This is a genomic window from Corynebacterium stationis, assembly GCF_001941345.1.
Lineage (GTDB): Bacteria > Actinomycetota > Actinomycetes > Mycobacteriales > Mycobacteriaceae > Corynebacterium > Corynebacterium stationis.
The window spans coordinates 1834017-1856351 of the sequence record NZ_CP009251.1 but is presented as its reverse complement, the minus strand read 5'-3'; the positions used below and the strand labels follow the sequence as shown (position 1 = coordinate 1856351).

At 54.6% G+C, this 22335-nt stretch carries 30 protein-coding genes; 20 read left to right on the top strand and 10 right to left on the bottom strand.

All coding sequences use genetic code 11. The features are described from left to right. Positions 1–55: 55 nt before the first annotated feature. Positions 56–361: a hypothetical protein gene (locus tag CSTAT_RS08605; RefSeq protein ID WP_244892818.1), complete on the bottom strand. Its 306-nt coding sequence runs from the start codon at positions 359–361 to the stop codon at positions 56–58. A gap of 135 nt (positions 362–496) precedes the next feature. Here CSTAT_RS08605 and CSTAT_RS08600 point away from each other — a divergent pair, with 135 nt between their 5' ends. From CSTAT_RS08600 to CSTAT_RS08580, 5 genes are all read left to right on the top strand, one after another. Further along, the gene (locus CSTAT_RS08600) at positions 497–1315 is read left to right on the top strand and encodes a siderophore-interacting protein (RefSeq protein WP_075723117.1); all 819 of its coding nucleotides are present in this window, start codon (positions 497–499) and stop codon (positions 1313–1315) included. A gap of 39 nt (positions 1316–1354) precedes the next feature. After that, positions 1355–1522, top strand: a complete 168-nt coding sequence (locus CSTAT_RS08595) for a type II toxin-antitoxin system prevent-host-death family antitoxin (RefSeq protein WP_228385236.1) — start codon at positions 1355–1357, stop codon at positions 1520–1522. A 208-nt stretch (positions 1523–1730) separates the two neighbouring features. Continuing rightward, positions 1731–2114, top strand: coding sequence for an MmcQ/YjbR family DNA-binding protein (locus CSTAT_RS08590; RefSeq protein WP_075723116.1), 384 nt, complete (start codon positions 1731–1733; stop codon positions 2112–2114). A 90-nt stretch (positions 2115–2204) separates the two neighbouring features. After that, positions 2205–3032, top strand: a complete 828-nt coding sequence (locus tag CSTAT_RS08585) for an aspartate dehydrogenase domain-containing protein (protein ID WP_075723115.1) — start codon at positions 2205–2207, stop codon at positions 3030–3032. Positions 3033–3097: 65 nt separating this feature from the next. After that, on the top strand, positions 3098–3538 hold the full coding sequence (locus tag CSTAT_RS08580; protein ID WP_066837900.1) for a YtoQ family protein: 441 nt from the start codon (positions 3098–3100) through the stop codon (positions 3536–3538). A 26-nt stretch (positions 3539–3564) separates the two neighbouring features. On the opposite strand, the gene CSTAT_RS08575 is transcribed toward CSTAT_RS08580, so the two are convergent. After that, positions 3565–3972, bottom strand: coding sequence for a VOC family protein (locus CSTAT_RS08575; RefSeq protein WP_066837903.1), 408 nt, complete (start codon positions 3970–3972; stop codon positions 3565–3567). 112 nt (positions 3973–4084) lie between these two features. On the opposite strand from CSTAT_RS08575, the gene CSTAT_RS08570 reads away from it, so the two are divergent. The 4 genes from CSTAT_RS08570 (at position 4085) to CSTAT_RS08555 (ending at position 5873) form a co-directional block, all read left to right on the top strand. Then, the gene (locus CSTAT_RS08570) at positions 4085–4456 is read left to right on the top strand and encodes a carboxymuconolactone decarboxylase family protein (RefSeq protein WP_075723877.1); all 372 of its coding nucleotides are present in this window, start codon (positions 4085–4087) and stop codon (positions 4454–4456) included. A gap of 6 nt (positions 4457–4462) precedes the next feature. Next, positions 4463–4978 carry a 2'-5' RNA ligase family protein gene (locus CSTAT_RS08565; RefSeq protein WP_075723114.1) on the top strand — a complete coding sequence of 172 codons (516 nt, stop codon included), beginning with the start codon at positions 4463–4465 and terminating at the stop codon, positions 4976–4978. 37 nt (positions 4979–5015) lie between these two features. Beyond that, positions 5016–5513, top strand: a complete 498-nt coding sequence (locus tag CSTAT_RS08560; RefSeq protein WP_083640899.1) for an NUDIX hydrolase — start codon at positions 5016–5018, stop codon at positions 5511–5513. A gap of 105 nt (positions 5514–5618) precedes the next feature. Further along, on the top strand, positions 5619–5873 hold the full coding sequence (locus CSTAT_RS08555; RefSeq protein WP_075723113.1) for a toxin-antitoxin system YwqK family antitoxin: 255 nt from the start codon (positions 5619–5621) through the stop codon (positions 5871–5873). A 30-nt stretch (positions 5874–5903) separates the two neighbouring features. Here CSTAT_RS08555 and CSTAT_RS08550 read toward each other — a convergent pair whose 3' ends face one another. The 3 genes from CSTAT_RS08550 to CSTAT_RS08540 form a co-directional block, all read right to left on the bottom strand. Continuing rightward, complete coding sequence (locus CSTAT_RS08550; RefSeq protein ID WP_075723112.1) at positions 5904–6449, bottom strand: hypothetical protein; 546 nt, start codon at positions 6447–6449, stop codon at positions 5904–5906. A gap of 4 nt (positions 6450–6453) precedes the next feature. Further along, on the bottom strand, positions 6454–7320 hold the full coding sequence (locus CSTAT_RS08545; protein WP_075723111.1) for a CPBP family intramembrane glutamic endopeptidase: 867 nt from the start codon (positions 7318–7320) through the stop codon (positions 6454–6456). 80 nt (positions 7321–7400) lie between these two features. Continuing rightward, positions 7401–8420, bottom strand: a complete 1020-nt coding sequence (locus tag CSTAT_RS08540; RefSeq protein ID WP_075723110.1) for a zinc-dependent alcohol dehydrogenase family protein — start codon at positions 8418–8420, stop codon at positions 7401–7403. 246 nt (positions 8421–8666) lie between these two features. Between CSTAT_RS08540 and CSTAT_RS08535 the strand changes: the two genes are divergently transcribed. Continuing rightward, positions 8667–10379: a SulP family inorganic anion transporter gene (locus tag CSTAT_RS08535; protein WP_075723109.1), complete on the top strand. Its 1713-nt coding sequence runs from the start codon at positions 8667–8669 to the stop codon at positions 10377–10379. On the opposite strand, the gene CSTAT_RS08530 is transcribed toward CSTAT_RS08535, so the two are convergent. After that, positions 10380–10952, bottom strand: coding sequence for a helix-turn-helix domain-containing protein (locus CSTAT_RS08530; protein WP_075723108.1), 573 nt, complete (start codon positions 10950–10952; stop codon positions 10380–10382). Positions 10953–11000: 48 nt separating this feature from the next. Between CSTAT_RS08530 and CSTAT_RS08525 the strand changes: the two genes are divergently transcribed. Genes CSTAT_RS08525 through CSTAT_RS08505 form a run of 6 tightly spaced genes read left to right on the top strand, consistent with a single transcriptional unit; the run spans position 11001 to position 14530 of the window. Beyond that, on the top strand, positions 11001–11987 hold the full coding sequence (locus CSTAT_RS08525; protein WP_075723875.1) for an NAD(P)/FAD-dependent oxidoreductase: 987 nt from the start codon (positions 11001–11003) through the stop codon (positions 11985–11987). A 52-nt stretch (positions 11988–12039) separates the two neighbouring features. Beyond that, entirely contained in the window at positions 12040–12420 is a 381-nt protein-coding gene (locus CSTAT_RS08520; RefSeq protein WP_075723107.1) for a hemerythrin domain-containing protein, read from the top strand. 29 nt (positions 12421–12449) lie between these two features. Further along, the gene (locus CSTAT_RS08515; protein WP_066795020.1) at positions 12450–12677 is read left to right on the top strand and encodes a hypervirulence associated TUDOR domain-containing protein; all 228 of its coding nucleotides are present in this window, start codon (positions 12450–12452) and stop codon (positions 12675–12677) included. Further along, positions 12674–13264 carry a DUF488 domain-containing protein gene (locus CSTAT_RS08510; RefSeq protein ID WP_075723106.1) on the top strand — a complete coding sequence of 197 codons (591 nt, stop codon included), beginning with the start codon at positions 12674–12676 and terminating at the stop codon, positions 13262–13264. The genes CSTAT_RS08515 and CSTAT_RS08510 overlap by 4 nt, the downstream gene beginning before the upstream one ends. A 49-nt stretch (positions 13265–13313) precedes the next feature. Beyond that, positions 13314–13673: a hypothetical protein gene (locus tag CSTAT_RS13645; protein ID WP_211272996.1), complete on the top strand. Its 360-nt coding sequence runs from the start codon at positions 13314–13316 to the stop codon at positions 13671–13673. After that, complete coding sequence (locus CSTAT_RS08505; RefSeq protein WP_244892817.1) at positions 13661–14530, top strand: MFS transporter; 870 nt, start codon at positions 13661–13663, stop codon at positions 14528–14530. The genes CSTAT_RS13645 and CSTAT_RS08505 overlap by 13 nt, the downstream gene beginning before the upstream one ends. A gap of 9 nt (positions 14531–14539) precedes the next feature. Here CSTAT_RS08505 and CSTAT_RS08500 read toward each other — a convergent pair whose 3' ends face one another. Then, the gene (locus tag CSTAT_RS08500; RefSeq protein WP_075723105.1) at positions 14540–16057 is read right to left on the bottom strand and encodes a SulP family inorganic anion transporter; all 1518 of its coding nucleotides are present in this window, start codon (positions 16055–16057) and stop codon (positions 14540–14542) included. Positions 16058–16332: 275 nt separating this feature from the next. On the opposite strand from CSTAT_RS08500, the gene CSTAT_RS13830 reads away from it, so the two are divergent. Next, positions 16333–16518 (top strand): MerR family transcriptional regulator, encoded by a 186-nt coding sequence (locus tag CSTAT_RS13830; RefSeq protein ID WP_336469886.1) that lies wholly within the window; start codon positions 16333–16335, stop codon positions 16516–16518. Next, the gene (locus CSTAT_RS08495; RefSeq protein ID WP_244892816.1) at positions 16469–16933 is read left to right on the top strand and encodes a MerR family transcriptional regulator; all 465 of its coding nucleotides are present in this window, start codon (positions 16469–16471) and stop codon (positions 16931–16933) included. The genes CSTAT_RS13830 and CSTAT_RS08495 overlap by 50 nt, the downstream gene beginning before the upstream one ends. Before the next feature lie 41 nt (positions 16934–16974). Here the strand turns inward: CSTAT_RS08495 and CSTAT_RS08490 are convergent, their stop codons facing one another. From CSTAT_RS08490 to CSTAT_RS08480, 3 genes are all read right to left on the bottom strand, one after another. Next, positions 16975–17382, bottom strand: a complete 408-nt coding sequence (locus CSTAT_RS08490; protein ID WP_075723104.1) for a VOC family protein — start codon at positions 17380–17382, stop codon at positions 16975–16977. A gap of 83 nt (positions 17383–17465) precedes the next feature. Then, on the bottom strand, positions 17466–19424 hold the full coding sequence (locus tag CSTAT_RS08485) for a vWA domain-containing protein (RefSeq protein WP_075723103.1): 1959 nt from the start codon (positions 19422–19424) through the stop codon (positions 17466–17468). Between the two features lie 15 nt (positions 19425–19439). Beyond that, the gene (locus CSTAT_RS08480) at positions 19440–20828 is read right to left on the bottom strand and encodes a sigma 54-interacting transcriptional regulator (RefSeq protein WP_075723102.1); all 1389 of its coding nucleotides are present in this window, start codon (positions 20826–20828) and stop codon (positions 19440–19442) included. A 68-nt stretch (positions 20829–20896) separates the two neighbouring features. On the opposite strand from CSTAT_RS08480, the gene CSTAT_RS08475 reads away from it, so the two are divergent. Together CSTAT_RS08475 and CSTAT_RS08470 are read left to right on the top strand one after the other, a co-directional pair. Next, positions 20897–21565, top strand: a complete 669-nt coding sequence (locus CSTAT_RS08475) for a histidine phosphatase family protein (protein ID WP_075723101.1) — start codon at positions 20897–20899, stop codon at positions 21563–21565. Then, a complete protein-coding gene (locus CSTAT_RS08470) occupies positions 21562–22269 on the top strand; it encodes an SCO1664 family protein (RefSeq protein WP_075723100.1) in 708 nt (235 codons plus the stop codon). The genes CSTAT_RS08475 and CSTAT_RS08470 overlap by 4 nt, the downstream gene beginning before the upstream one ends. Positions 22270–22335: the final 66 nt, after the last annotated feature.

The window sequence follows — 22335 nt, the reverse complement described above, 5'->3', positions numbered from 1 at the left end:
ACAGGGCCTGATCCGACGCCGCCGCGGCTTTCTGCGACGCGTAGCGTGCGTCGTACTACTCGAGCTTGTCGAGCATCTCTTGGTGCTGAGCAGCCTCCGGGGAGTCCTCGTACTCGCCCTCACCATCGTGCTGCTGCTCCAACTCGTCCTGCAGCTTCTCACGGAAGCGCTCGTTGTCCGGTGCGGTGCCTCGGATCAGCGTCGCGATGCGGCGCAGGTCGCGGGTGGACGCCTTGGCCGGAGCCGTGGCGTACTTCCAGAGGCGGGAGCGGGCCTTGCCTTCTGCCTCGATGCGGCTCGCTGTCTTGAAGCGTATTGCGGAGATTGTCCGCTTGGATGTCTCATAATTTAACTGCCGCAATCGCGAAGTTCCACTGTTGCTCAGTAGGGGCGATGGACCTATTAATCTCGCCCCAACTCTTGCTCAGGTGGGAGTTCGGTTCAGCGAAGCAGTTGATCCTAGCCAGCAAACTAAGGTTAGGGTACTCTAACCTGCATGGGTAGGAAAAAGGATACGCCAACAGATCGTCGTTTCATGATGGCGGAAGTCGTTAAAACGGAACGCATCAGTCCTAACTTTGTGCGGGTGACGCTCTCTGGTCTGGAGGGGCTTGAGAACTGGGGTGCTGATCATTGGTGCCGTTTGTTCTTCACCAGGCAAGGACAGGACGTGTTGGCGCTTCCGACTCGAACCTCAGAAATCGGTTGGTACCTGCAGTATCTCGCCACGCCAAAGACGCGGCGTCCATGGGTACGTGCGTACACGGTGCGTGATGCGCGTCCTGAGGTAGGGGAGGTGGATATTGACTTCGTCATCCACGGTGATCTGGACTCAATGGGTCCAGCCGCCAAGTTCGCGCTGGAGGCGAAGCCGGGGGATCGTCTGGGCTTCCTGGACCAGGGAAGTGCGTTTACTCCTGATCACCCGCATGACTGGACGCTACTTATCGGTGATGAAACTGCACTTCCCGCAATCGCCGGAATCTGCCGTGAGCTTCCTGGATCCACAGAGGGCGTCGCAATTATTGAGATTCCAAGCGCCGAGGACAAGCAAGAATTCGTTGCTCCTGCCGGGATGGACATCAGGTGGATTGCACGAGATGAGTCCTCACAAGCACATGAAAAGCCAGGAGAGCTTGCATTGAAAGCACTCGCGGAGGCGAAGTTCCCGGACGGTGAAGTACATGCCCACACTATCGGCGAGTCTGCACTTGCTACTGGCGCGCGCCGTCATCTCATTTCAGAGCGTGGTGTTCCGAAGCGAAACGTGGACTTCGTTGGTTACTGGCGTTATGGGCGTGCGCAGACGAGTTAAGCAGCTCAATGGAAACACACTGGGTACATACTGCTGGAGGTGAAGGGCATTAAGACTTTGAGTAACCGAGCATTCATGCAGGATGTTGAGGCTGCGATGAAAGAAGCAAACCGTGAGCCAGTCGTGATTACGGAACAGGGAGAGCCTGCTTTCGTGCTCATATCTAATCGCGAGTATCAAAAACTATCCCGCCAGGGCAGTCACTAGTAGACCGGCTTAGCGTCGAAGATGATTTCGACATTGACTTTGAGCCCCTGCACTTTGAGAACCAGAATCCATGGCCATGAATTGCTCGTCATGCGTTTAGAGTAGAAGGTTTCCACTGAAGTGGTGGTCTGTATCTGCGCAGTGGACAATTATTTGGTTGCGTACCATTCAACTCAAACTGGTGTGGATTAAAGGTTTGAGATAGCTCATGGACGGAAAAGATTTACAGAAACAGGCAGAATCCCGAGCGCAGGAGCTACCGGGGACTGAGCTGACCCACCCGTTCGGGTTGGACATTGATGTGTGGAAGATTTGCGGCAAAATGTTCATGTTCCTGACCGAGTTGAACGGCGGGCAGATTGTGAATCTCAAGGCGGATCCGCTGGATTCGGAAGCACTCCGCAAAACCCATGAGGACATCACACCCGGTTGGCACATGAACAAGAAACATTGGATCACCATCCGGCCAGGTGGGGCGGTGGATGCATTGCTTTTCGATGAACTCGTGACCGATTCCTACCTGCTCGTCGTCGAAAGCCTGCCGAAATACAAGCAGCCAGTAAACCCACAAACATTTGCATCTGATAACTGATTCGATGGTCAAGAGCTAGAAATGCCCTGGTAATAGCTAAGTGGATAGACTGGGCGCACGTATCAAATTGCAAGGCAATGGAGGATTGTCATGTCGGCCTCGGCTCCACGAGTATTACTTCTTGGTTTTGGCGCAATCGGGCGTCAATTGGTGACACTTTTTGACCCATCGGAATTCGAAGTCAGTGCATTCGTTCGTGATGCGGCCCCTCATCATGAGCGGGGTACGCTGGGAGTATCGCTTTACGATGACAACCTCGCAGAGCTTATCGATGCCCACGATATCGTGGTCGAATGCGCCGGCGTTCCGGCGGCGAAAGAACACGGGCCGACAGTAATCGCGAGCGGCAAAGATTTGGTGCTGACATCGGTAGGCGCTCTAGCTGATCCTGATGCGCGCCGGGCGCTGTTGGCTGGACCTGGGAAAGTACATGTCACCTCCGGTGCTATCGGCGGATTCGATTTATGGGCGGCGCTCGCTGAGTCGAATGCAGCGGACACGGTGAAGATCCGCACGACCAAGAACGCCGAAGCACTTATTCAAGACTGGATGAATGATGATGAGCGTGCTGAATTAGAAAACGCAACAGAGCCTTTCGTTCTTTTTAGCGGCCGTCCGGCCGATGCAATTGCGAAGTTTCCGGGCAACGTTAATGTTTCCATTGCGCTTGCGTGGGCAACCCGTGGTAGAGGCGCCAGCGATGATGAGTTGCTTGAGCGTTCGCTTGAGCGCGTAACGGTCGAGCTAGTTGCCTCTCCGAATCTCGTAGATACCCGCCATGACATCGAGGTATCAGGCTCTGCCGGTACTTTCTCTTTGGTTAGTGAATCTGGGCCGAACCCCGTGAATCCCAAAACATCTGCGATTACGGCGCTGTCGGTTGCCCACACTTTAAGGCATGCGCTGGCTTCGCTGTAATTTTCAGTTAGGCTACGAGGCAGATGCACAAAGTCTTAGTGAGTCTTAGTTAAAGGAGTCTGGCTATGAGTTTCAATGTTTATCTTTCCGGTGAAATCCACACTGAGTGGCGTGAAGAAATCCAACGCGGGGTAGAAGCTGCTGGACTGGATGTGGTGTTTACAGCACCCGTGACGGACCATCCAGCAAGTGATGCAGCAGGTGATCATCTGGGCGAGAACAGTGATTCTTTCTGGCGCGACCATCAGTCCGCGAAGGTCAACGCCATTCGCACTCGGACTTTGATTGAAAAGGCTGACTTCGTGGTCGTGCGTTTTGGGGACAAGTACAAGCAGTGGAATGCAGCTTTCGATGCCGGTTACTGCGCAGCCCTCGGAAAGCCCTACGTGACGCTGCATGATGAAGAACTTGTGCATCCGCTCAAGGAAGTCGATGCGGAAGCACAAGGCTGGTGCAAGACCACTGAGCAGGTAGTAGAGACCCTTAAATATGTCCTTCGTGACTAATCAGGTCAAAACCGAGTCTAGAACATTTAAGGAAGAACGTAGTCACCGGTTGGCCCGGGGTTGACCGCAATTTCCCACCGGAATCCGTCGGGGTCGGAGAAATATCCGGAGTATCCGCCCCATTCCCGGCGAATAGCTGGTGACACGTCAGCACCAATAGAAGTAGCAAGCGCGAGGACGTTATCAACTTCCTTTTCCGTCGCGCAGTTGTGCGCGAGAGTAATAGGTGCGACGCCGCGCGCTGGGGCAGTGCCTATCTCGGCAGTAAAACTTTCGATACTCCAGAGCGAGAGCATCAGGTGTTCACCAGCAGGAAGCATGATCACCTCGTCATTTTCAAACATGGGTTTCCAGCCGAGTCCATCGACGTAGAATTTCCGGCTGCGTGCAACGTCTTCGACTGCGAGGGTGATAAAGCTGATGCGTTGTTCCATGTTCTTACCTTACCGGTGCTGAAGCTCTGACGTGGACCTCTGACGTGGAGTTTTCCTGCTATAATGACGCGCTGAGATGTGATTTTCTTTATCGAATCAAAAGGAGATGGCTGTGGAACTGAGCAAGGACAAGGGCAACAAGTTTGTTGAGGACACGCAGTCCCCAGAGGGTGCGGCCGCTTGGAAGAAGCAGCTGGACGAGTTCGCGCCGGGTTCGTCCGATTGGGTCGTGGAAGCCGTCTTCGGCGGAACCTACCAGCGCGAAGGCATCGAACTGCGCGATCGCCAGATGCTGAACATGGCAGCCCTTGCTGCCATGGGCGGTGTCGAGCCCCAACTGACTGGGCACATCAAAACTGCCGTTGAGGTTGCGGGCATGAGCAAAGAGGAAGTCGCGGAATGCTTCGTGCATTTGATGCCGTACATCGGTGTGCCAAAGACTTTGGCGGCGATGCGCTTCATGAAGACTGCCTTCGAGGACTAGTCCCGGATGGCTTCACCCGACAATATTTTGCTGCATCTTCCCGAAAACGAAGAGCAGCAAGTCCGGGATCTTTTTGCGCAGCTGGCAGAGCGTGGCTTTCCTGTGCAGAATCAAACTCCGCATATCACTCTCACTTTTTCACCGGAGATGAAAAAGCACGTCGCAGAGCGTGCCGCGGAGCTTTTACCCTCCGTGATTCCTGCGCAGTTTCGCCGGGTGGGCACCGTCGTATTCGGAACCAAGCGTAAACAAACGGTGGCCTGGCTTTTAGAAACCGATGAGGAACTGGAAGCCGTCGCACGTGAGCTCAGCCGGATTAACCCAGATGGACGCGGCGAGCGATGGATTCCGCATCTCACCGTGGGGCTTCGGCTCCCGCGCGAAATCGTGCCGGATTATATCCGTGCTTTAGACGAGCTGACCTCGCCGCACTTGCGCGAACTTACGGGCATTCGTGCTGCCTTGTGGAAGCCACGAATTCAGGAACTCACCGTGCTGGCGGGTGCGTCAGAACTCTCGTGATGGTCTTTGCATCGACAAGCATGCAATGATGGGAAAGATGACTGGCGCAAGTGAATCTGCAGTAAGCACTCCTACAGGCGGCGGAGCTGCCGTGAGCCCGCGGGTTGTTCGCAAAGTTGTGGGCTATGTTGTGCGCGAAGATAAACTGCTGGTCTTTACCCATGATGACATTCCGCTTGAAGTTACCGGCGTCCAGGTTCCAGCCGGGACCATTGAGGTAGATGAAGCTCCGGAAGATGCCGTGCTGCGGGAGGTTCTGGAAGAGTCAGGCCTGGACACGCGCATTGTCAGTGCGCTTGGCATGGAGTGTTATGACGCTCGTCCGACGAAGCCGGAAATCCACGAAAGGTACTTCTTCCAACTGGCTCCGATTGAGCGCCAAGTCCCAGAACGCTGGTCCGCCGGGGAAGAAAATCCATCCGATGGCGGTAAGCAGCAGCGGTGGACTTGTTTCTGGATTCCTTTGGAACAATCACAAGTACTGTGCGCAGGATTCGGTGCACGACTGGGACGGCTAATTCTTGAATCGATATAAAAGGTCAGCACTTTGGAGCACATGCTGCTGCCGATAAGTGAACCTAGTGGTCTTGATATCGATGGAAGTAAAAAGCGAAGCTTTAAACAAGTAAGGGGAGTTAACATGGCTGCTGCAGAAAAGAAGACTGAGATCATTGATGGCTACACCGTCAAATACCGCGCGAATGGCAAAACCCGGTGGTCAAAGGGCAAAGTGGAAGACGGCCAGCCTGTTGGTTATTGGGAGTGGTACCGCGTAGACGGCACTATTAAACGCTTCGGGCATTTTAAAAACGGCGAACCTGTCGGCGAGTGGATCACCTACGACAAGCAAGGTGAAGTCTACAAAGTTACGGACCGGGGTGGGGAGACTGACTAGGTCAGGAACTCGACAACACCAACATCTGGACTACAGCTCAGATAAAAGCTCTTTCCAATACGGGCGCCATGTTTCAATGTCATCGGAAGAACCAAGCTTTGTATGCTCTACGGCGATCGAAGCTTTCTCGTTCGGCTTGTCTCTGATATTGACGTTGACCCGGGAGCCATCGACAAGCTGCACGCGCCAATACCGCCACTTCGCTGTCTCGGAAGTAGAAGCAGCTTCTTCGGTATCAATGCCATTGAACTCATCGTGGGTGCCAACTAACTCCAGCCAAGCTTTCAGCGCAGCATCTTTATCACCGGGGAAAGTCTTGGAGGTCGAGGTTTGGAAACTGCCGGTGCTGGACTGACCCGGAATGCGCAGGCCAGTGTGTTGTTCATAAGCAATGGCCACTCCTTGCGCCCACCATCCTTTTTGCTCAACGGGGTCGGGAATGAGCTTTAGGGCTTGCTTAGCGATGTCCCCGTGGTTCATCTCGCGTGCACCAGCAGCGTCCAAGGCCGCAACCCAGTCATCCCAAGGGCGGTTCGTTGCCTTGGTGATAGCGGATGTGTTGGTGGGCTTGACCATGTCTTTATTCTTTAACGATTTGTGAGGATGCGCAAGGGATGAGCTGAAAAGATTTGCTCATTACCCAGGCTGCGGCAGCCAGCCACAAAATGACGCCGGCTGCTTCGACCCACCAGTTGATGCCTTCACCGGAAGCAAACACAGACTGCAAGAAGAATACGCGGATACTGTTGATGCCACCGTGGAGAATCACCGCTGGCCACACGGAACCAGAGCGAAGCCGCAGTGCAAGGAAGAAGGGTGCCCAGGACGCAATAGATACTAGGTAAGCGAGCGCGAATTCTATAGTTGCGGTGGACAGAATTAAGGGAACTACGGGAAGATGCCACAGCGTCCATGCGATTGATTGGGTAGCGGCAGCTTTGGGGAAACTCCACCCGGTTGTGCGAGAAGCTAGCCAGCCACGCCAGCCGAATTCCTCACCAAGGGCAAAGACACACTGCATAAGCAAAATGGGAATGACGGCGATAGCTGCAAGGGCGATGTCATTACTGGCGGCAAAAGTCTGTCCAGTTGCAAGTGCAGTAAGTGCCTGGAGTGCAGAAATAACTATGAGAAAGCCTAGGCCAACGATGAATGCTTTGGTGGAACTGGCCCACCGCAATGCGAGCACGTCACGTAAGCGAGCAAGACGGTGTTGCGGGCGTTTCTCGAGAGCAGCGAAAAATACCAGCGCAACAATTAGCGGGGTAAGCTGCGCGATCGGAACAATTAGCCCGGTTGTGGCCTTTGGCAATAAGCCCAGCAGAAGTGGGGCGGAGATTAAGGCGCTAAGCGCAGTGGCTGCGAGAATATAGCCGGCAACTTCAACTAGTGATGCGCTGGTGTTGTTAGAAGACGGGGGCGAGGGGTTATCCAGATGAGGGCTCATGGTGTGGTCTCCATTTCGTTTCTTTAAGTAGACCACGCCATGAGGTTGAGCAACATCGGGGTAAAACCTGATTTTTGCCCCTAAAGCGTCAGCATGACCTTGGTGGCACGGCGTTCATCCATGGCCTTGTATGCTTCGGCTGCTTCCTCCAGGGGAAGGGTGAGGTCAAAGACTGCGCCAGGGTTGATCTGGTCAGTCATGATGAGCTCAATGAGCTCGGGCAGGAAGCGACGTACAGGCGCAGGACCGCCGAGCAGGTTTACGGTGGCAACGAAGAGATCAGTGCCATCGAGCTCAACGCCGTGTGCGACACCGACGAAGCCGACGTGCCCGCCGGGGCGGGTGGCACCGATTGCTTGTTGCATCGATTCTTGGGTGCCCACTGCCTCAATCGTGGAATGCGCACCGTAGCCGTTGGTTAGTTCCTTGATACGGGCAATGCCTTCCTCACCGCGTTCTTCCACGATGTCGGTTGCACCAAATTGCTTAGCCAGTGCTTGGCGGTCAGCGTGGCGCGACATCGCGATGATGCGCTCGGCACCCATCTGCTTTGCGGCCAAAATGCCCATGAGACCAACCGCGCCGTCACCTACAACGGCGACCGTCTTTCCTGGGCCAACCGCAGCAGCATCGGCAGCAAACCAGCCGGTGCCCAAAACATCGGAAGCCGCAAGCAAGCTCTTTGTCTGCTCTTCGGTGGGAGTTCCGGGAACCTTGACCAAGGTGCCATCGGCAAGCGGAATGCGTGCTTTTTCTGCCTGCGTACCGATGCCACCCATCATGACTTGGTGGGTACAACGGGACTGGAAACCGGCCTCACAAATCTCACAGGTATTGTCCGACGCGACGAAAGAGCCCACCACGAAATCGCCGATGGCCACTGACTTTACATCGTCACCAATTTGTTCAACGATGCCGATGTATTCATGACCCATAGGGTGGCGGTCGACATCATCTGTGCCGCGGTAGGGCCACAGGTCAGAGCCGCACACACACGTTGCGGTGACACGGATAATCGCATCGGTGGGCTCTTCCAAAACCGGGTCGGGGCGTTGTTCAACGCGTACATCTCCGGGGGCGTGCATTATGACACCACGCATGTGGGTCTCCTTTGCAAAACGATGTTTTCGGTAACTACCTCAAGAGGCTAAAACAATTATGCACCCATTTTTTCTCTCGCCGCACGAGCCTGTATGCCGCCGAGGTCACGGGGGTATGACTGCGTGATGATTCTGTTGAAGTTGCCCTCTACCGCGCGTAAATCCTAGTACCGTTAATTTATGGCACCTCAAAAAATCCGACACTCGCGCCCGCTGTGGCAGCGACTTGTGCCGGGCGTGCTGATAATGCGCAATTACCAGCGAGGATGGATAAAAGGTGATGTCATCGCCGGCATTACGGTGGCTGCCTATTTGATTCCGCAAGTGATGGCGTTTGCCAGCATCGTTGGGCTTCCTGCGGTAGCGGGGCTGTGGGCTGTACTAGGTCCGATGGCGATCTATTTCGTCTTAGGTACTTCGCGGAAGATATCAATTGGCCCGGAATCTACCACTGTATTGATGACGGCAGCAGGTATCAGCGCGCTAGTCGGAGCAGCCGGCGGGCCCGAACATATGGCGGAAGTAGCCGCCCTTTTAGCAATTGCCGTGGGCGCAGTGTGCCTGATTGGCTATGTGGGACGTCTGGGTTTTCTTACCAGGCTATTATCGCGGCCAGTACTAGTGGGCTATCTACTAGGAATTGCCCTACTGATGTTCATTAGCCAACTTTCAGAAGTAACCAAGGTTCAAACTTCCGGGGAACAGTCGTGGCAGGAAGTGGCATCATTTTTCCATAACATTCACAATGCGCATATTCCCACGGTGCTCATGGCGCTGGCAGTATTTGTACTGTTATTCTTTGCCCGATGGATTGCCCCGAAATTCCCGGCACCGCTGCTAGTACTGCTAGTTGCCGCCGGGGCTGTTTCTGTATTCGGGCTGGACCGTTACGACTTGGAAGTTATCGGCGAGATTCCGCGCGGCTTGCCGGAACTACGGCTGCCGGATTTTAGCACCGTGGATATCTGGGCATTAATGCCCTATGCAGTAGGTATTGCCATCGTCGGATTTTCGGACAATATCCTCACCGCCCGGGCATTTGCTGCAGAAAAAGATGAACCTATCGACGCTAACCAGGAGCTGCTTGCACTTGGCGCGGCAAATATTGCCAACGGACTTTTCCAGGGCTTTCCAGTCTCTACGAGCGGTTCACGAACCGTGCTCGGTAATACCGCGGGTGCGAAGACCCAAGTTCACTCACTGGTAGTCATCGCCATCGTGGTGATGGTCCTGCTCTTTGCCGGGCCGGTATTGGAATCCTTCCCGGAAGCCGCCCTGGGTGCTTTGGTGATGTATGCCGCGGTGCAATTGATCGATATCGAAGAGCTACGCCGGATTGCGCGCTTTCGTAAGAGCGAACTGATTATCACTGCTGCGACTGCTTTAGCGCTAACGCTTTTTGGTGTGCTGGTGGGCATCGGATTTGCGATTGCTTTGTCGATTTTGGATCTCATCCGTCGCATCACTAGTCCCTACGCGGATGTGTTGGGTTACGCTCCAGGCGTTGCGGGTATGCATAGCTTGGATGACTATCCGGATTCACAACCAGTTGAGGGTCTTGTGGTCTTTCGTTATGACTCCCCAATATTTTTCGCTAATGCCGATGATTTTTCCGCCCGCGCGAAGCAAGCCATTGATAGGTCCCCGCATCCCATCAGATGGTTTCTGCTCAATGCGGAAGCCAACACGGAAATGGACCTCACCGCAGTTGATGCCTTAGAAAAACTCCGTGTGGATCTGGAAAGCCAAGGTATTAGGTTTGCCATGGCGCGTGTCAAGCAAAACCTCAGTCGCAGTCTTGCACCGACGGGATTTATTAAATCGGTGGGTAAGCAGTACGTCTTTACTACCTTGCCCACGGCTGTGCGCGCCTACGCTGCGGAATTCGATGAGCGCTATAGCAGGTATCCAGAGGGGATACCGGATTATATTTTGAATAATGAAAAACCTTCGAGCTAATCACGCGCCTTGCCCTGGATGCAGGTGAGCCTTTTCGCCGGCGTGGTCGAAGATCGTCAAAATCTCGGCTGGGCCCAAATGAGCTTCCATCATGTGGGGCGTCATGGTGGAAAATTCCACGGCCTGGCCTGGGGTGACCATAATGGTTCTGGTTCCAAGCGTTAGTCGGATGACGCCGCTTAAGACGGTGAACCATTCCGAGCCCGGATGGACTACAGGTTCCACATCGGCGCGTTCGGGATTGATACGCATCTTGCCGATGGTCACCCCGCGCCGATCCCTTTCACGCGACAGCAACCAAAAGGTCATTCCGCCATGAGGTTCCGGCTCCGGGCGGATAACCACATCAGCATTGCCTTCAGGTTCTACTAGTTGATCCAAGGAAGTACCCAGAGCTTGTGCGATGCTCACTAGCAAATCCAGTGAGATGCGTTGGCGTCCAGTTTCGATTCTGCTCAGCGTAGACGCCGAAATCTCACAGCGGCGAGCTAAAGTCTCCAAGCTCCAATTGCGTGCCAGGCGCAAGCCCCGAACGCGCTGGCGAACAATCTCATCGGTGTCTTTTTGCGTCATATGCAAAAGTGTATGCGTTTTCCGGCAGAGTTATTTAACCTCAAAACCATGACGCAAAACGAACAACAAAGTGTTTCTGAAAACTTCGATGCTGACGTGGCAATTATCGGCGGTGGGGCAGCAGGGCTGGCCGCCGCGGTTGCCCTGGGTCGCTCACTCCGCAAGGTGATTGTCATTGATGATGGTCATCCACGCAATGCTCCAGCTGCTGGTGCGCACAATGTCTTGGGCAATGAGGGCATTTCACCGCTGGAGCTGCTGGCCAAAGGCCGCAGTGAGGCCGAATCCTATGGCGTGCAGATTCAACGCGGCCGTGTGGAGCAGGTGCAAGGGACAACCGATAACTTCACGCTCGCAATCAGCGACAGTACGGAATCCATTCGCGCCCGGCGCATTATTTTGGCCACAGGTCTTGTCGATGAGCTACCTGATATCCCCGGCGTACGCGAAGGCTGGGGTGAAACGGTCTTGCACTGTCCTTTCTGCCATGGATGGGAAGTCCGGGATCAGAAAATTGCCGTGTTAACTTCCGGAGAATTGGCCGTTCACCAGGCGCTGCTATTTAGCCAGCTCAGCGAAGATGTGACGGTGTATCTCAATGATGCCCCGGAGCCAGTGCCTGAGGTGCTGGAACAACTTGCTTCTTTAAACGTGCCGCTTGTTCGCGGCCGCGTGGAGAAGTTGGTGATGGAAGGCAAGCAGGTACAAGCCGTGCAGATTGAAAACACTTCAGGTAGTGATGCAGTGCTTTTCGATGCCGACGCTGTTGTCGTTGCCCCACGCTTTAACGCGCGGACGGAGCTTTTTGAAACCCTAGGTGGTGAAGTGGAAGAAGCCCCATTCGGTACCCAGATTCCTGCGAACCCCCAGGGCATGACTTCTGTGCCAGGGGTGTGGGCAGTTGGTAATGCCGCACAAGCGATGGCGATGGTGGTTTCTTCTGCTGCCTCGGGAGTGATGACTGGTGCTGCGGTCCACGGAGATTTAGCTATGGCTGCTCTGAATGAGGCGGTGCTGGCACAGCGAAGGGCCTAAAGCCCAAGTGCTGCGGTGCTACCATGGGAGATATTCCATAAGGAGGCTGTTTATGAGTACGGAAGTACAAAGCAATTCTTCTACCGATGAGGTTTCATTGGCGGCGGCCTTTACCGCCGAGCATCATGACATTGATGCGGGAATTGAGCAGTATTTAGCTGATACCGCAGCACCCGACCCGCGCCAACGCGCAGTGCCATTGCAAAATGCCATGGCTGCCTTGCGCCGCCACATTTACCTAGAAGAAGAAATCGCCTTTCCACACCTTCCCAAAGGTGCATTGGCGATGCCGCTGATGGTGATGCGCAAAGAACGCGGTGAGATATGGCAGCGCATGGACGCGGACCTCACGGATCAAGAACAGGAAAAGGTTCTTAAGCTCCTAGCCGGTGGGGAGATGCCCCAGGGCTGGGTATGTGAGACATTGCGTTAATAGCTGCAGCTTTCGAAGGAGTGGGAAATATGAGCAAGACATTTAACGTCGGCGACCATGTCCGGTGGAATTCCGAAGCCGGCGAGGTATCTGGGGTGATTAAGAAAAAGCACACGCAAGATACCGAATACAAAGGACACATGCGCAGGTGTAGCCCGGAAGAGCCACAATATGAAATCAAGAGCGATAAAACTGATCATATTGCGATGCATAAAGGCTCCGCGCTGACCAAGATTGCTAAGAAGTCAGGGCAATGACTAAGCAGGACAAAGACACCTCGGTCCCTAAAATATGGACGATTGGCCACTGGACATGTCCCATCCCAGTCTTTCTAGAGACCCTTGACGATCGTAGCATCGACATGCTTATCGATGTCCGCGCGCACCCTGGCTCCCGCCGTAATCCACAGTTTGGGACTGATGAGATGAAGAAGTGGCTTCCAGAAAACGGCATTGCCTATCAACTATTTCCCAAGTTGGGCGGACGGCGCCGCAGACAAGACGTGCCGCCAGAAATCAACGCCGGCTGGAAGAACGCGAGCTTTAAAAACTACGCGGATTACACGCTCACTGAGGAGTACCACGAAGGAATTGCGGAGCTTAAAGCACTAACGCGAAAGCACAGGGTAGCGATCATGTGCGGTGAGCCCATGCCGTGGCGCTGCCACCGTCTATTGGTTTCGAATACTCTAGCCGCGCAAGGTTTCCAGGTAGAACACCTTATCGCCGGGCAAAAGCCCAAGAAATATGAGTTGGGCATGTGGGGCGCTACACCGCACGTAGATGGCGACGGCCAAGTGACCTACCCCGCTGAACCGACTGAGTCAGCTGAGCCAGCCGAGTAGCTGCAGCAAATACCTGCATTTATGTTCCTAGTGGAGCATGATGGAGGCCATGGGTTCAGCAGCTATAAAGCAGACGTCGAGGAAAACCTCGACGCAGCGTTCACCAGAAGAAACTACTGCGCGCCGGGGCACTTTGCTTATTGCCTATGGGCATACCACGGTGGATTTTAGCCAAGGTGCAATTGCCGCGTTGATGCCTTTTCTCGTGTTGCAAGGTGGCTATAGCTATTCTGCGGCAGCGGGCGTTATGCTGACTTTCTCGCTGGTGTCTTCCATTATTCAGCCAGTGCTCGGCCTCATGGGGGATAAGTGGCGCATGCGCTGGCTTATTCCCGTTAGCGTTTCCTCTCCGGTGCGGGTATCGCAGCGATTGGCCTGGTTGACTCTTATTGGGCGGTGGCGTTATTAGCCTCGGCAGCCGGCATCGGTGTTGCGGCATTCCACCCGGCCAGCGCCAGCCGCGCCCGCGAAGTCAGCGGCGGGGACCATGTACTGATGTCCTGGTATTCACTGGGAGGAAATTTCGGCTTCGCGCTAGGGCCGGTCATCGTGGCTATAACCATAGGCGTCTTTGGCCTTGGTGCTACGCCATTGCTGATGATCCCGGCACTTACCGGCACGGTAGCGGTGCTGGTCTTAAACAAATACGGGGCTGCACAACCCGCCACGAAGGCAGGTGAGGACACTAACCGCCGCGATGACTGGGTATCGTTCGGGCGCATGTCGATTGCGATTTTGTGCCGCTCGATCGTCTTCGTGGGCATTGGTACATTCATCGTGTTGTTCATGCACGAATACCGTGGGGTCCAGGAAGACTTCGCCAATGCTTCGCTGTTTATCTTCTACATCATGGGTGCGTTTGGCACGGCAGTCGGTGGACACCTGGCCCGCAGGTGGAATCGCACCACATTGTTGCGGTGGTCTTATTTACTGTCCATCCCACTTTTGGCCGGCATGTTCTTAATCCCAGGGCCAATCGCCTGGGTCTTTATCGTCTTGGTCGCGCTAACGCTGTACGTCCCCTTCTCACTGCAAGTCACGCTGGAACAGGACTATTTACCGCAGCATATGAGCACGGCCAGCGGCGTGACCTTGGGGCTTGCAGTGTCGGTTGGTGGCGTCGCGACACCGCTTATTGGTGCGCTCGCCGATCGCGTGGGACTTGAGTACGCGCTACTGCCGCTTATCGCTTTGCCTGCGGTGGCATTTATTGCGCTGTGGGGACTGCAAGACCCCAGCACCCGCGTCGTCGAGGTGCGTAATTAACCGGTTCGATTAATTGCCCAGCTCGCCGGTCAAACGCGAGTGAAAAGCCGTGGTGAATTCATTCATACCCACAAATTCCACGGTCTTGTCATGCTGGCGGTATTTGGTCTGGATCGTATCAAGTGCCGCGACGGTGGAAGCATCCCAAATATGGGATTGGCTCAGGTCAATGACAATGTGTTCTGGGTCGGCTGTGTATTCAAACAGCGTGGTCAAATCATTGCTGGAGGCAAAAAGTAGCTGTCCCTGCACGGTGTAATAGGCAACCTGCTGGTCACCTTCGGCTTTGACTTCACGGCGTACCTCGATAAGATGCGCTACGCGGCGTACGAACATGACGCTGGCGGCAAATACTCCAACAACGACGCCGATGGCGAGGTTCGAAGTAGCAACGACGACCGCGACGGTAATGACCATGATGGCGGTTTCGCTTTTTGGCATGCGCTTTAGCGTTGAAGGCTTAATGGAATGCCAATCAAAAGTGCCAACTGAGACCATCACCATGATGGCCACCAACACTGCCATCGGAATGGTGCCAACCAGATCGCCTAAAACCACCGTGAGAATCAGCAGGAAAACGCCGGCTAAGAAGGTGGAAATACGTGTGCGCGCGCCAGAGGTTTTGACATTGATCATGGTCTGACCAATCATCGCGCAGCCACCCATGCCGCCGAATAGACCGGAGACAATATTGGCAACGCCTTGGCCCCAGCTCTCGCGGGTTTTATTGGAGTGGGTATCTGTTACTTCATCGACAAGCTTGGCGGTCATCAAAGATTCCATCAGACCAACGAGTGCCATTGCTAGGGCATAAGGAGCGATGATCGACAAGGTGTCGAGCGTCCACGGAATATTCGGAATGAATAGCTCCGGCAGACTATCCGGCAATTCGCCTTTATCGCCCACGGTCGGCACGGAAATGGCAAAGACCGCAGCGATGGCGGTAACAATCACAATCGAAATCAGTGGTGCTGGCACAGCCTTGGTGACCTTCGGCAAAAAGATCAAGACCAAAAGACCCAGGATAAAGAGGGGGTAGACGGCAAAGGGGACATCGAAAAGCTCTGGCAACTGAGCCATAAAGATTAAGATGGCCAATGCATTAACGAATCCGACCATGACGCTTCGCGGGATAAAACGCATGAGCTTTGCAACACCCAGCACGGCCAAAACAATCTGGAACACACCAGCGAGTAATACCGTGGCGATGAGATAATCCAAGCCGTACTCATGGACGACGGGAGCAACTACTAGCGCAACCGCACCAGTCGCGGCCGAAATCATCGCTGGGCGGCCGCCAACTACAGCGATGGTCATCGCCATAATAAAGGACGAGAACAGCCCGACCTTAGGATCAACACCAGCGATAATAGAAAAAGAAATCGCTTCTGGAATCAGCGCGAGCGCCACCACCAGACCAGCGAGCATTTCGCGGATGAGAATCCGTGGCGTCTTTAAGGCTGTGCGCACTGATGGTTCGGGACGATACCGATCTTTGTCATTAATCGGTGAGGTGACAGTAGTCATGGCAGTAAAACTCCGAAAACGAGGCAAGTAGTTTTTAAGAAGGGCGCAGCCATACAAACCGTGGTTGTAGCGCGCGCAAAAGGACACGGGAATACTTGCTATTTAACTAGCCTTCGTGCAGGCAGATGCTCGAATTACTGTAGCGCAGCCGGCCGGCTATGGCGAACTGAGATAACTATCGCGTGAGTTTGAATTTAAATAGGTGGGCGTGGTTTTGCGGTTCTTAGTTGTATTACAGTTAATCGATATGCCTGAAGTAGGAAAGCGTAGGGTTAATGGAACTGCATAATGGCAAAGTTCGGATGGCTGAGCTATCGCGGATAACGGGAGTTAGCGTGCCCACCATTAAGTATTATGTGCGCGAAGGCCTGCTGGCACCTGGTGAAGCAATTAGCAAGAATCAGGCGCTCTATGGCCAAGCTGCCTCTGACTACTATTCGCGAGGTGCTCAATATTGTTGATAGTGGCGGCAATGCTCCAGACGCCATGCGGCGCACCCAGGAATCTTTGGTAGCGGAAATCCCAGATGAGCAGGATGAGCCGAAGGGATGGGATGCGGCGCAGGAGCTTCTCGATGCAGAAATCGCCAAACGTGGATGGCGCATTCACAAAGATTCTGGCGCTTATCGCATGGCGCTTCGTGCTTTGGCGGAAATCGCGCAAGAAAACTTAAGCCCTCCCAGCAACCACCTTGCGGGCTATATGGATGCCGCGGATAAAGTTGGGATGACAGATATTTCAACGCTGCAGATGGCGACTTCAAGTTCTGATGTGGTTCGCCGCATGGCATTAGGGACTACCTTGCGCGGCCCGCTTCTTGATGCCTTGGTCTTTCTTGCCCAACAGCCCCACGACAGTAAGGTACAAGGCAACTAGGCACAAGGCGGTAAGTAGATTGCTGAGTTGTGGCCAAGGTGTTAGCTGGCGTTCTCGTCAGGTTCGTGAATGCCAAAGACATTTCCGTCAAGATCCAAAAAATAGCCCTGCCAGGCCATACCTGGAAGGGCATATTTTTCTTTGACCACGGTGCCGCCAGCGGCAAGAATCTTTTGGGCAGTGGCGTCGAAGTTCTCAACGCCCATGGTCAACACCGCTGCATTAGGCGCAGATGCCGGTGCAGTGCCGGCTGGGGTAGCGCCGTCGTCGCGCTGCATGATGGCACCATTGATGCCAGGGGTATCTTCAGGACCAGTGATTACGCCGTAGTAGGGGCGTTGGGCGTACTCAGAATAATCCTCATAGATCCAGCCGAATGCTGCGGTGTAGAACTCGCTGGCTTGTGGGACGTTGGAAACTTCGATTTCAAAATGAACTGGACGAGACATTCGGGACTCACTTCTGCGGTAGAAACTAAGCTCTAGTATGCCAGTAAATTGTGATCGGCGTCTCGTTGGAGGTTTGCTGCGCCTTAGAACCGGTAGTTCAGGTATTCATCGACGACTGCAGCGCCTAGCCCATCCAAGTCGGGTGCGACGACGCGTCCGTCGACGCGATCTGCGAGCTGGTTGAGGAAATTCTCCAGCCCTGGGTTGGAGCCTAAACGGAAGAATGTCGTGCGGGTGCCGCGTTTGGTGACTTTGTCGAGCTGCGTAATGGTGGAATACATGGTGTACTGATCCGTTGGCCAGTTAAACCAGGCATGTCCATCGGGTTGCAGGTAGGCAGTGGGTTCACCATCAGTGACGATGAGCAGCGTTGGCTGCATAGACGGGTGCCGAGCAAAGAAGCGTTCAGCTAGCAATAGGCCGTGATGCAGGTTAGTACCTTGTTCTTGCACCGGCGGGAGTGCAGTCAGCTCTTCGATATCGGTGCTCATGGCGTGGCGGCCAAAAGTAATTAACGCTAGTTCATCACCGCGAAAGCGCGTGCTGATGAGGTGATGCAGCGCTAGTGCTGTTTGTTTCATCGGGACCCAGCGTCCTTCGGCAGCCATCGAATAGCTGGTATCAACTAATAACGCCACAGCGTTTTGGGTGCGCTGTTCGGTTTCGACTACTTCAATATCTTCAGCCGTGAGTTTGAGTGGATCACCGGTGCCGGCGGTTCTTTGGATCGCATTGGTAAGTGTGCGGGTGACATCCCACGGCTGGGTATCACCGTATTCATAAGGACGAGTTGATCCGGTCTGCTCAACGCTAAGTCCGCTAAGCCGAGAATCCCGAGACCCAGATCGAGGGGAGAGATGCGCGGTGGCATCGTCAAGCAAGCTTTTGCCTAAACGCCGCATGGCCTGCGGGCTGAGCTTCAAAGACCCATCGGCCGAGCGGCGCAGGAGCCCACTGTTGCGCATCGCCTGGTCGATCTTATTGAGCAAATCTGCTGAAACCGCGGCATCATCACCGAGCTGGCGGCGCAGGGCGTCCAAGTCTAAGTCGGTGTGGTCATGACGCAGCTGCTCAGCCAGGCGGTCGAGCTCCGCCAAGTCCTGCATAGCACCTGTGCCATCGCCTAAGCCCATACCTTCCTCGCCTGAGAAATCTTCCGAACCGGACCAATCCAACTCTGGCCGCAGCCCTTGCAGATTGCCGGCGAGATCTCCCAGCAAACCTTGCAGCTCTGGGGAGCCAAAAGCCTGCGCGGATAATTGCATCAACTCCTCGCGCTGCTCGGGCGACATGGAATTGAGCATGCGCTGCGCTGCCGCGGAACGCTGCGCCAAAATATCAATTAACTCATTAATATCGCGCGGGTTCTCCGGAAAATGCTCACCGTGCTTGGCCATGAAATCCGCGAAATCCGCTGGCGTATCGGTGCCCGCGCGGTGCTTGCTTAAAAGCTCATTAAGGTCACGTAACATCGCCGCGATGGCTTGTTTATCTTCTTCGGTAGCACCTTCAAGAGCCTGCTTCATGCCGGAGAATTGTTGGTCTAACATCTCGCGGCCGAGTAAATCGCGGATGTGCTCGAATTTCTCGCGCGCATCCTGGGACTGCCAGTCATAAGTATTGAGCTCAGATACTGCCGCCGGGGTGGATTCCGGGAGATTCTCCAGCTGCAATTCCCGAAAAGCACGGTCAGTATCATCCAAGTCGATATCGCGGGCAAGTTGAGCGCGCTCTAAACGGAGGGCATCGTCAAGCAATGCTTTAACCTCCTGCAAAGTGCCACCGAGGTTATTGCGCTCTAATAGCTCCTTGCGGCGCTGCGCGGCCTGCCACGCGAGCTCGTCGAACCCATCTTGACCGCGTGCACCGCGACGCAGGTACTCCCGAAGTGCCTGCTCCGGCGAATATCCCGCCATGATATCTTCGGCGATCTCATTCAGTGCATCTGAGAGATCGACTGGGGGAGCGAGCGGATCCGGCCCGCCGGTATAGCGTCCGTAGCGGGAGCGCCGGTGGCCGCGGGGATCAATGGGATGGGACATGGTTAAGGTGTACTCCTAACCGTAGATACTTGTGCCTTCGTCAGAATCCTTGGCGATTTTCCGCGAGAGGAAGAGCCCTTCCAATGCCAGCTCAATCGCATTAGCGCGGGATCCTTCAGAAGTAGCGCCGAAAGCGTCGGCGATATCGTCATATAATGTAGTCTCGCCCAAATCAGGAAGGCCAGCGAGGAAATCCTTCGCGGAGACATTCGCACCGGTGGAGATAGTTACGCTGCCATCTAACGCAGCAATCAAGGGATTGAAATCCAACGTACGCAACGTCGCGCGCAGGGCTTCGGCGGTGGAGGTGCGCAGGGTGTATTCCAAAATATCCCACTCGCGGCCTTCTTCGCCGGACTCGAATTCAATCTTGCCGCCTAGAATCTCCACGGCAGATTCGACATCGACAAGCCGGGCGACGGCTTCTTCTTCGCCGCGGACAGTAGCGCGGTGCAATGCGCCGGCGGCGATGGTTTCGGCACCGGCAATGGCAAAGCGCGCTGAAACGCCCGCGCGCTGGTTCACCGCCGAAGACTCACGCAAAGAACGGGTATAGCGAGCAAGGATTTCCAGCAAAATGTCTGCCACCTCGGCCACCAAGTTAGCTTCCTGGCGGATAACCGCGATTTCATCTTCTAATGCCAGCGGGTAGTGGGTGCGAATCTCGGCGCCAAAACGGTCTTTCAGCGGCGTAATAATCCGCCCGCGGTTCGTGTAATCCTCGGGGTTAGCAGAGGCCACCACCAGCACATCGAGCGGCAAACGCAGCATGTAACCACGAATTTGCACGTCTTTTTCTTCCATGACGTTGAGCATGGACACTTGGATGCGCTCAGCTAAGTCAGGCAGCTCATTAATGGCCACGATGCCGCGGTTGGAGCGCGGAATCAACCCGTAGTGAATGGTTTCGGGATCACCCAAGCGACGGCCTTCGGCTACGCGCATGGGGTCGATATCGCCGATTAAGTCAGCAACGGACGTATCTGGTGTCGCGAGCTTTTCTGCGTAGCGGTCATCGCGGGCAACCCAGTCAACCGCAAGCTCATCGCCTTCTTTCTCGGCGCGCTCTCGTGTGGCATCTGTAATCGGTGCAAAAGGATCTTCACGCAGCTCAGAGCCTGCGACGATCGGAATCCAGTCATCTAAAAGCGCGACCAGTGAACGCAACAAACGCGTCTTGCCTTGGCCACGTTCGCCCAAAAGCACAATGTCATGACCAGCAATAAGTGCGCGTTCAACCTGCGGAATAACGGTCTGGTCTAAACCGTGCAGCCCTGGCCAGGGGTCCTCGCCAGCGCGAAGCTTCGCCAGAAGATTTTCGCGGATTTCGGCGCGCAAAGTTCGGTGTTGGTAGCCGGCGGCCTTCAGCTCACCGACCGTGGAAACATTATGTGGAAGACTCACATACTCAACCCTAGCCGCAAAAACTTCTTCTCGGTGCAAAAATATTTCCCGAGGTAGGCTTATATGGCATGAACCAGCCTGCGAATCCGTCCACGATTGTTTTACTTATTCGCCACGGGCAAACTCCCACCACCGGGCAAGTACTACCGGGGCGTACGCCAGGGCTGCATTTGGCAGAGCAAGGAATCACTCAGGCGCGCGAGGTCGCAGCACGCTTGGATGGTTTAGAGATTGCGGCTATTTATTCATCCCCGATGGAACGCGCACAGGAGACAGCCGCGCCGACAGTTGCCGCGCACAAAAAGCACTTGCTTGTCGATGACTCCCTTATCGAATGCGATTTCGGCGACTGGACCGGCCGCAAACTCAGCGAGCTCAATAAGCTAGAAGAATGGAAAGAAGTCCAAAATTCGCCGTCGACTTTTCGTTTTCCTCAAGGCGAGAGCTTTACTGAGATGCAAAACCGCATGGTGGAGGGCATCTCTAATATCGCCAAGCAGCATGCAGGCGAAATCGTTGCGGCATTTAGCCACGCTGACACAATCAAAGCAGCCGTTGCTCGTTTCGTGGGCACCCCGCTGGATTCCTTTCAAAAGATTCACATTGATACTGCCTCAATTTCGGCCGTGGAATTTACCCAAGACAGTGCGCGCATGCTGGTGACCAATTCGCGTACCGGATCTTTGTCGTACCTGCAGCCTTCTTCGGCTGGTCAAGATAGTGCGGTTAAACAGTGATCGTCCCTCCATTTGAACGTGAACTGGAGCTTTTGAATTTCGGGCAGATGGGGATCGTTGAGCAACTAGTGGAATCCAGCAATATCGGATTCGTGGTTGATCTAGAACTGGGCGAAGACTACGCGTGGGCCGTCTACAAACCCGAAGCAGGGGAGCAGACACTGTGGGATTTTCCGCCCGGGTTATACAAAAGAGAACGCGCGGCTTTTGTCATTAGTGAGTATCTGGGTTGGCATATCGTTCCACCGACAGTAATCTCCCATAACGGTCCCGCCGGGGTGGGCTCTGTGCAGTGGTTTATTCACAACGACGGCGAACACTATTTTCCGCTGGTTGATAGCAGGGCAGACCTCCACGCGCAGTTTCTCAGAATGGCGGTCTTTGATTTGCTGTGTAATAACACCGACCGGAAATCAGGACACGTGCTCCTAGACGGTGAACACATCTGGGGTATTGACCACGGCCTGTGCTTTTCAGTGGAGCCCAAGCTACGCACAGTTATATGGGAATTCGGTGGGCATCCCATTCCAGAGGAGTTGACCGCGGCAGTAGAGCCTTTGCTTGACGATGTCCCCGCTGAGCTTTGGCAGCTTTTGCACCCCGTAGAAATTGAAGCGTTGCAAAGACGAGCCTCACGGATTGTGCGCTTGCCTTTCCTTCCACGGCCACAATCGCACCGCCAATTCCCGTGGCCATTGGTATAGCCGCTGGCCTTCACGCGGATTTGAGTACAGTGGCGTAAAGCCGCAGCAATTTCCACAGCCTAACGT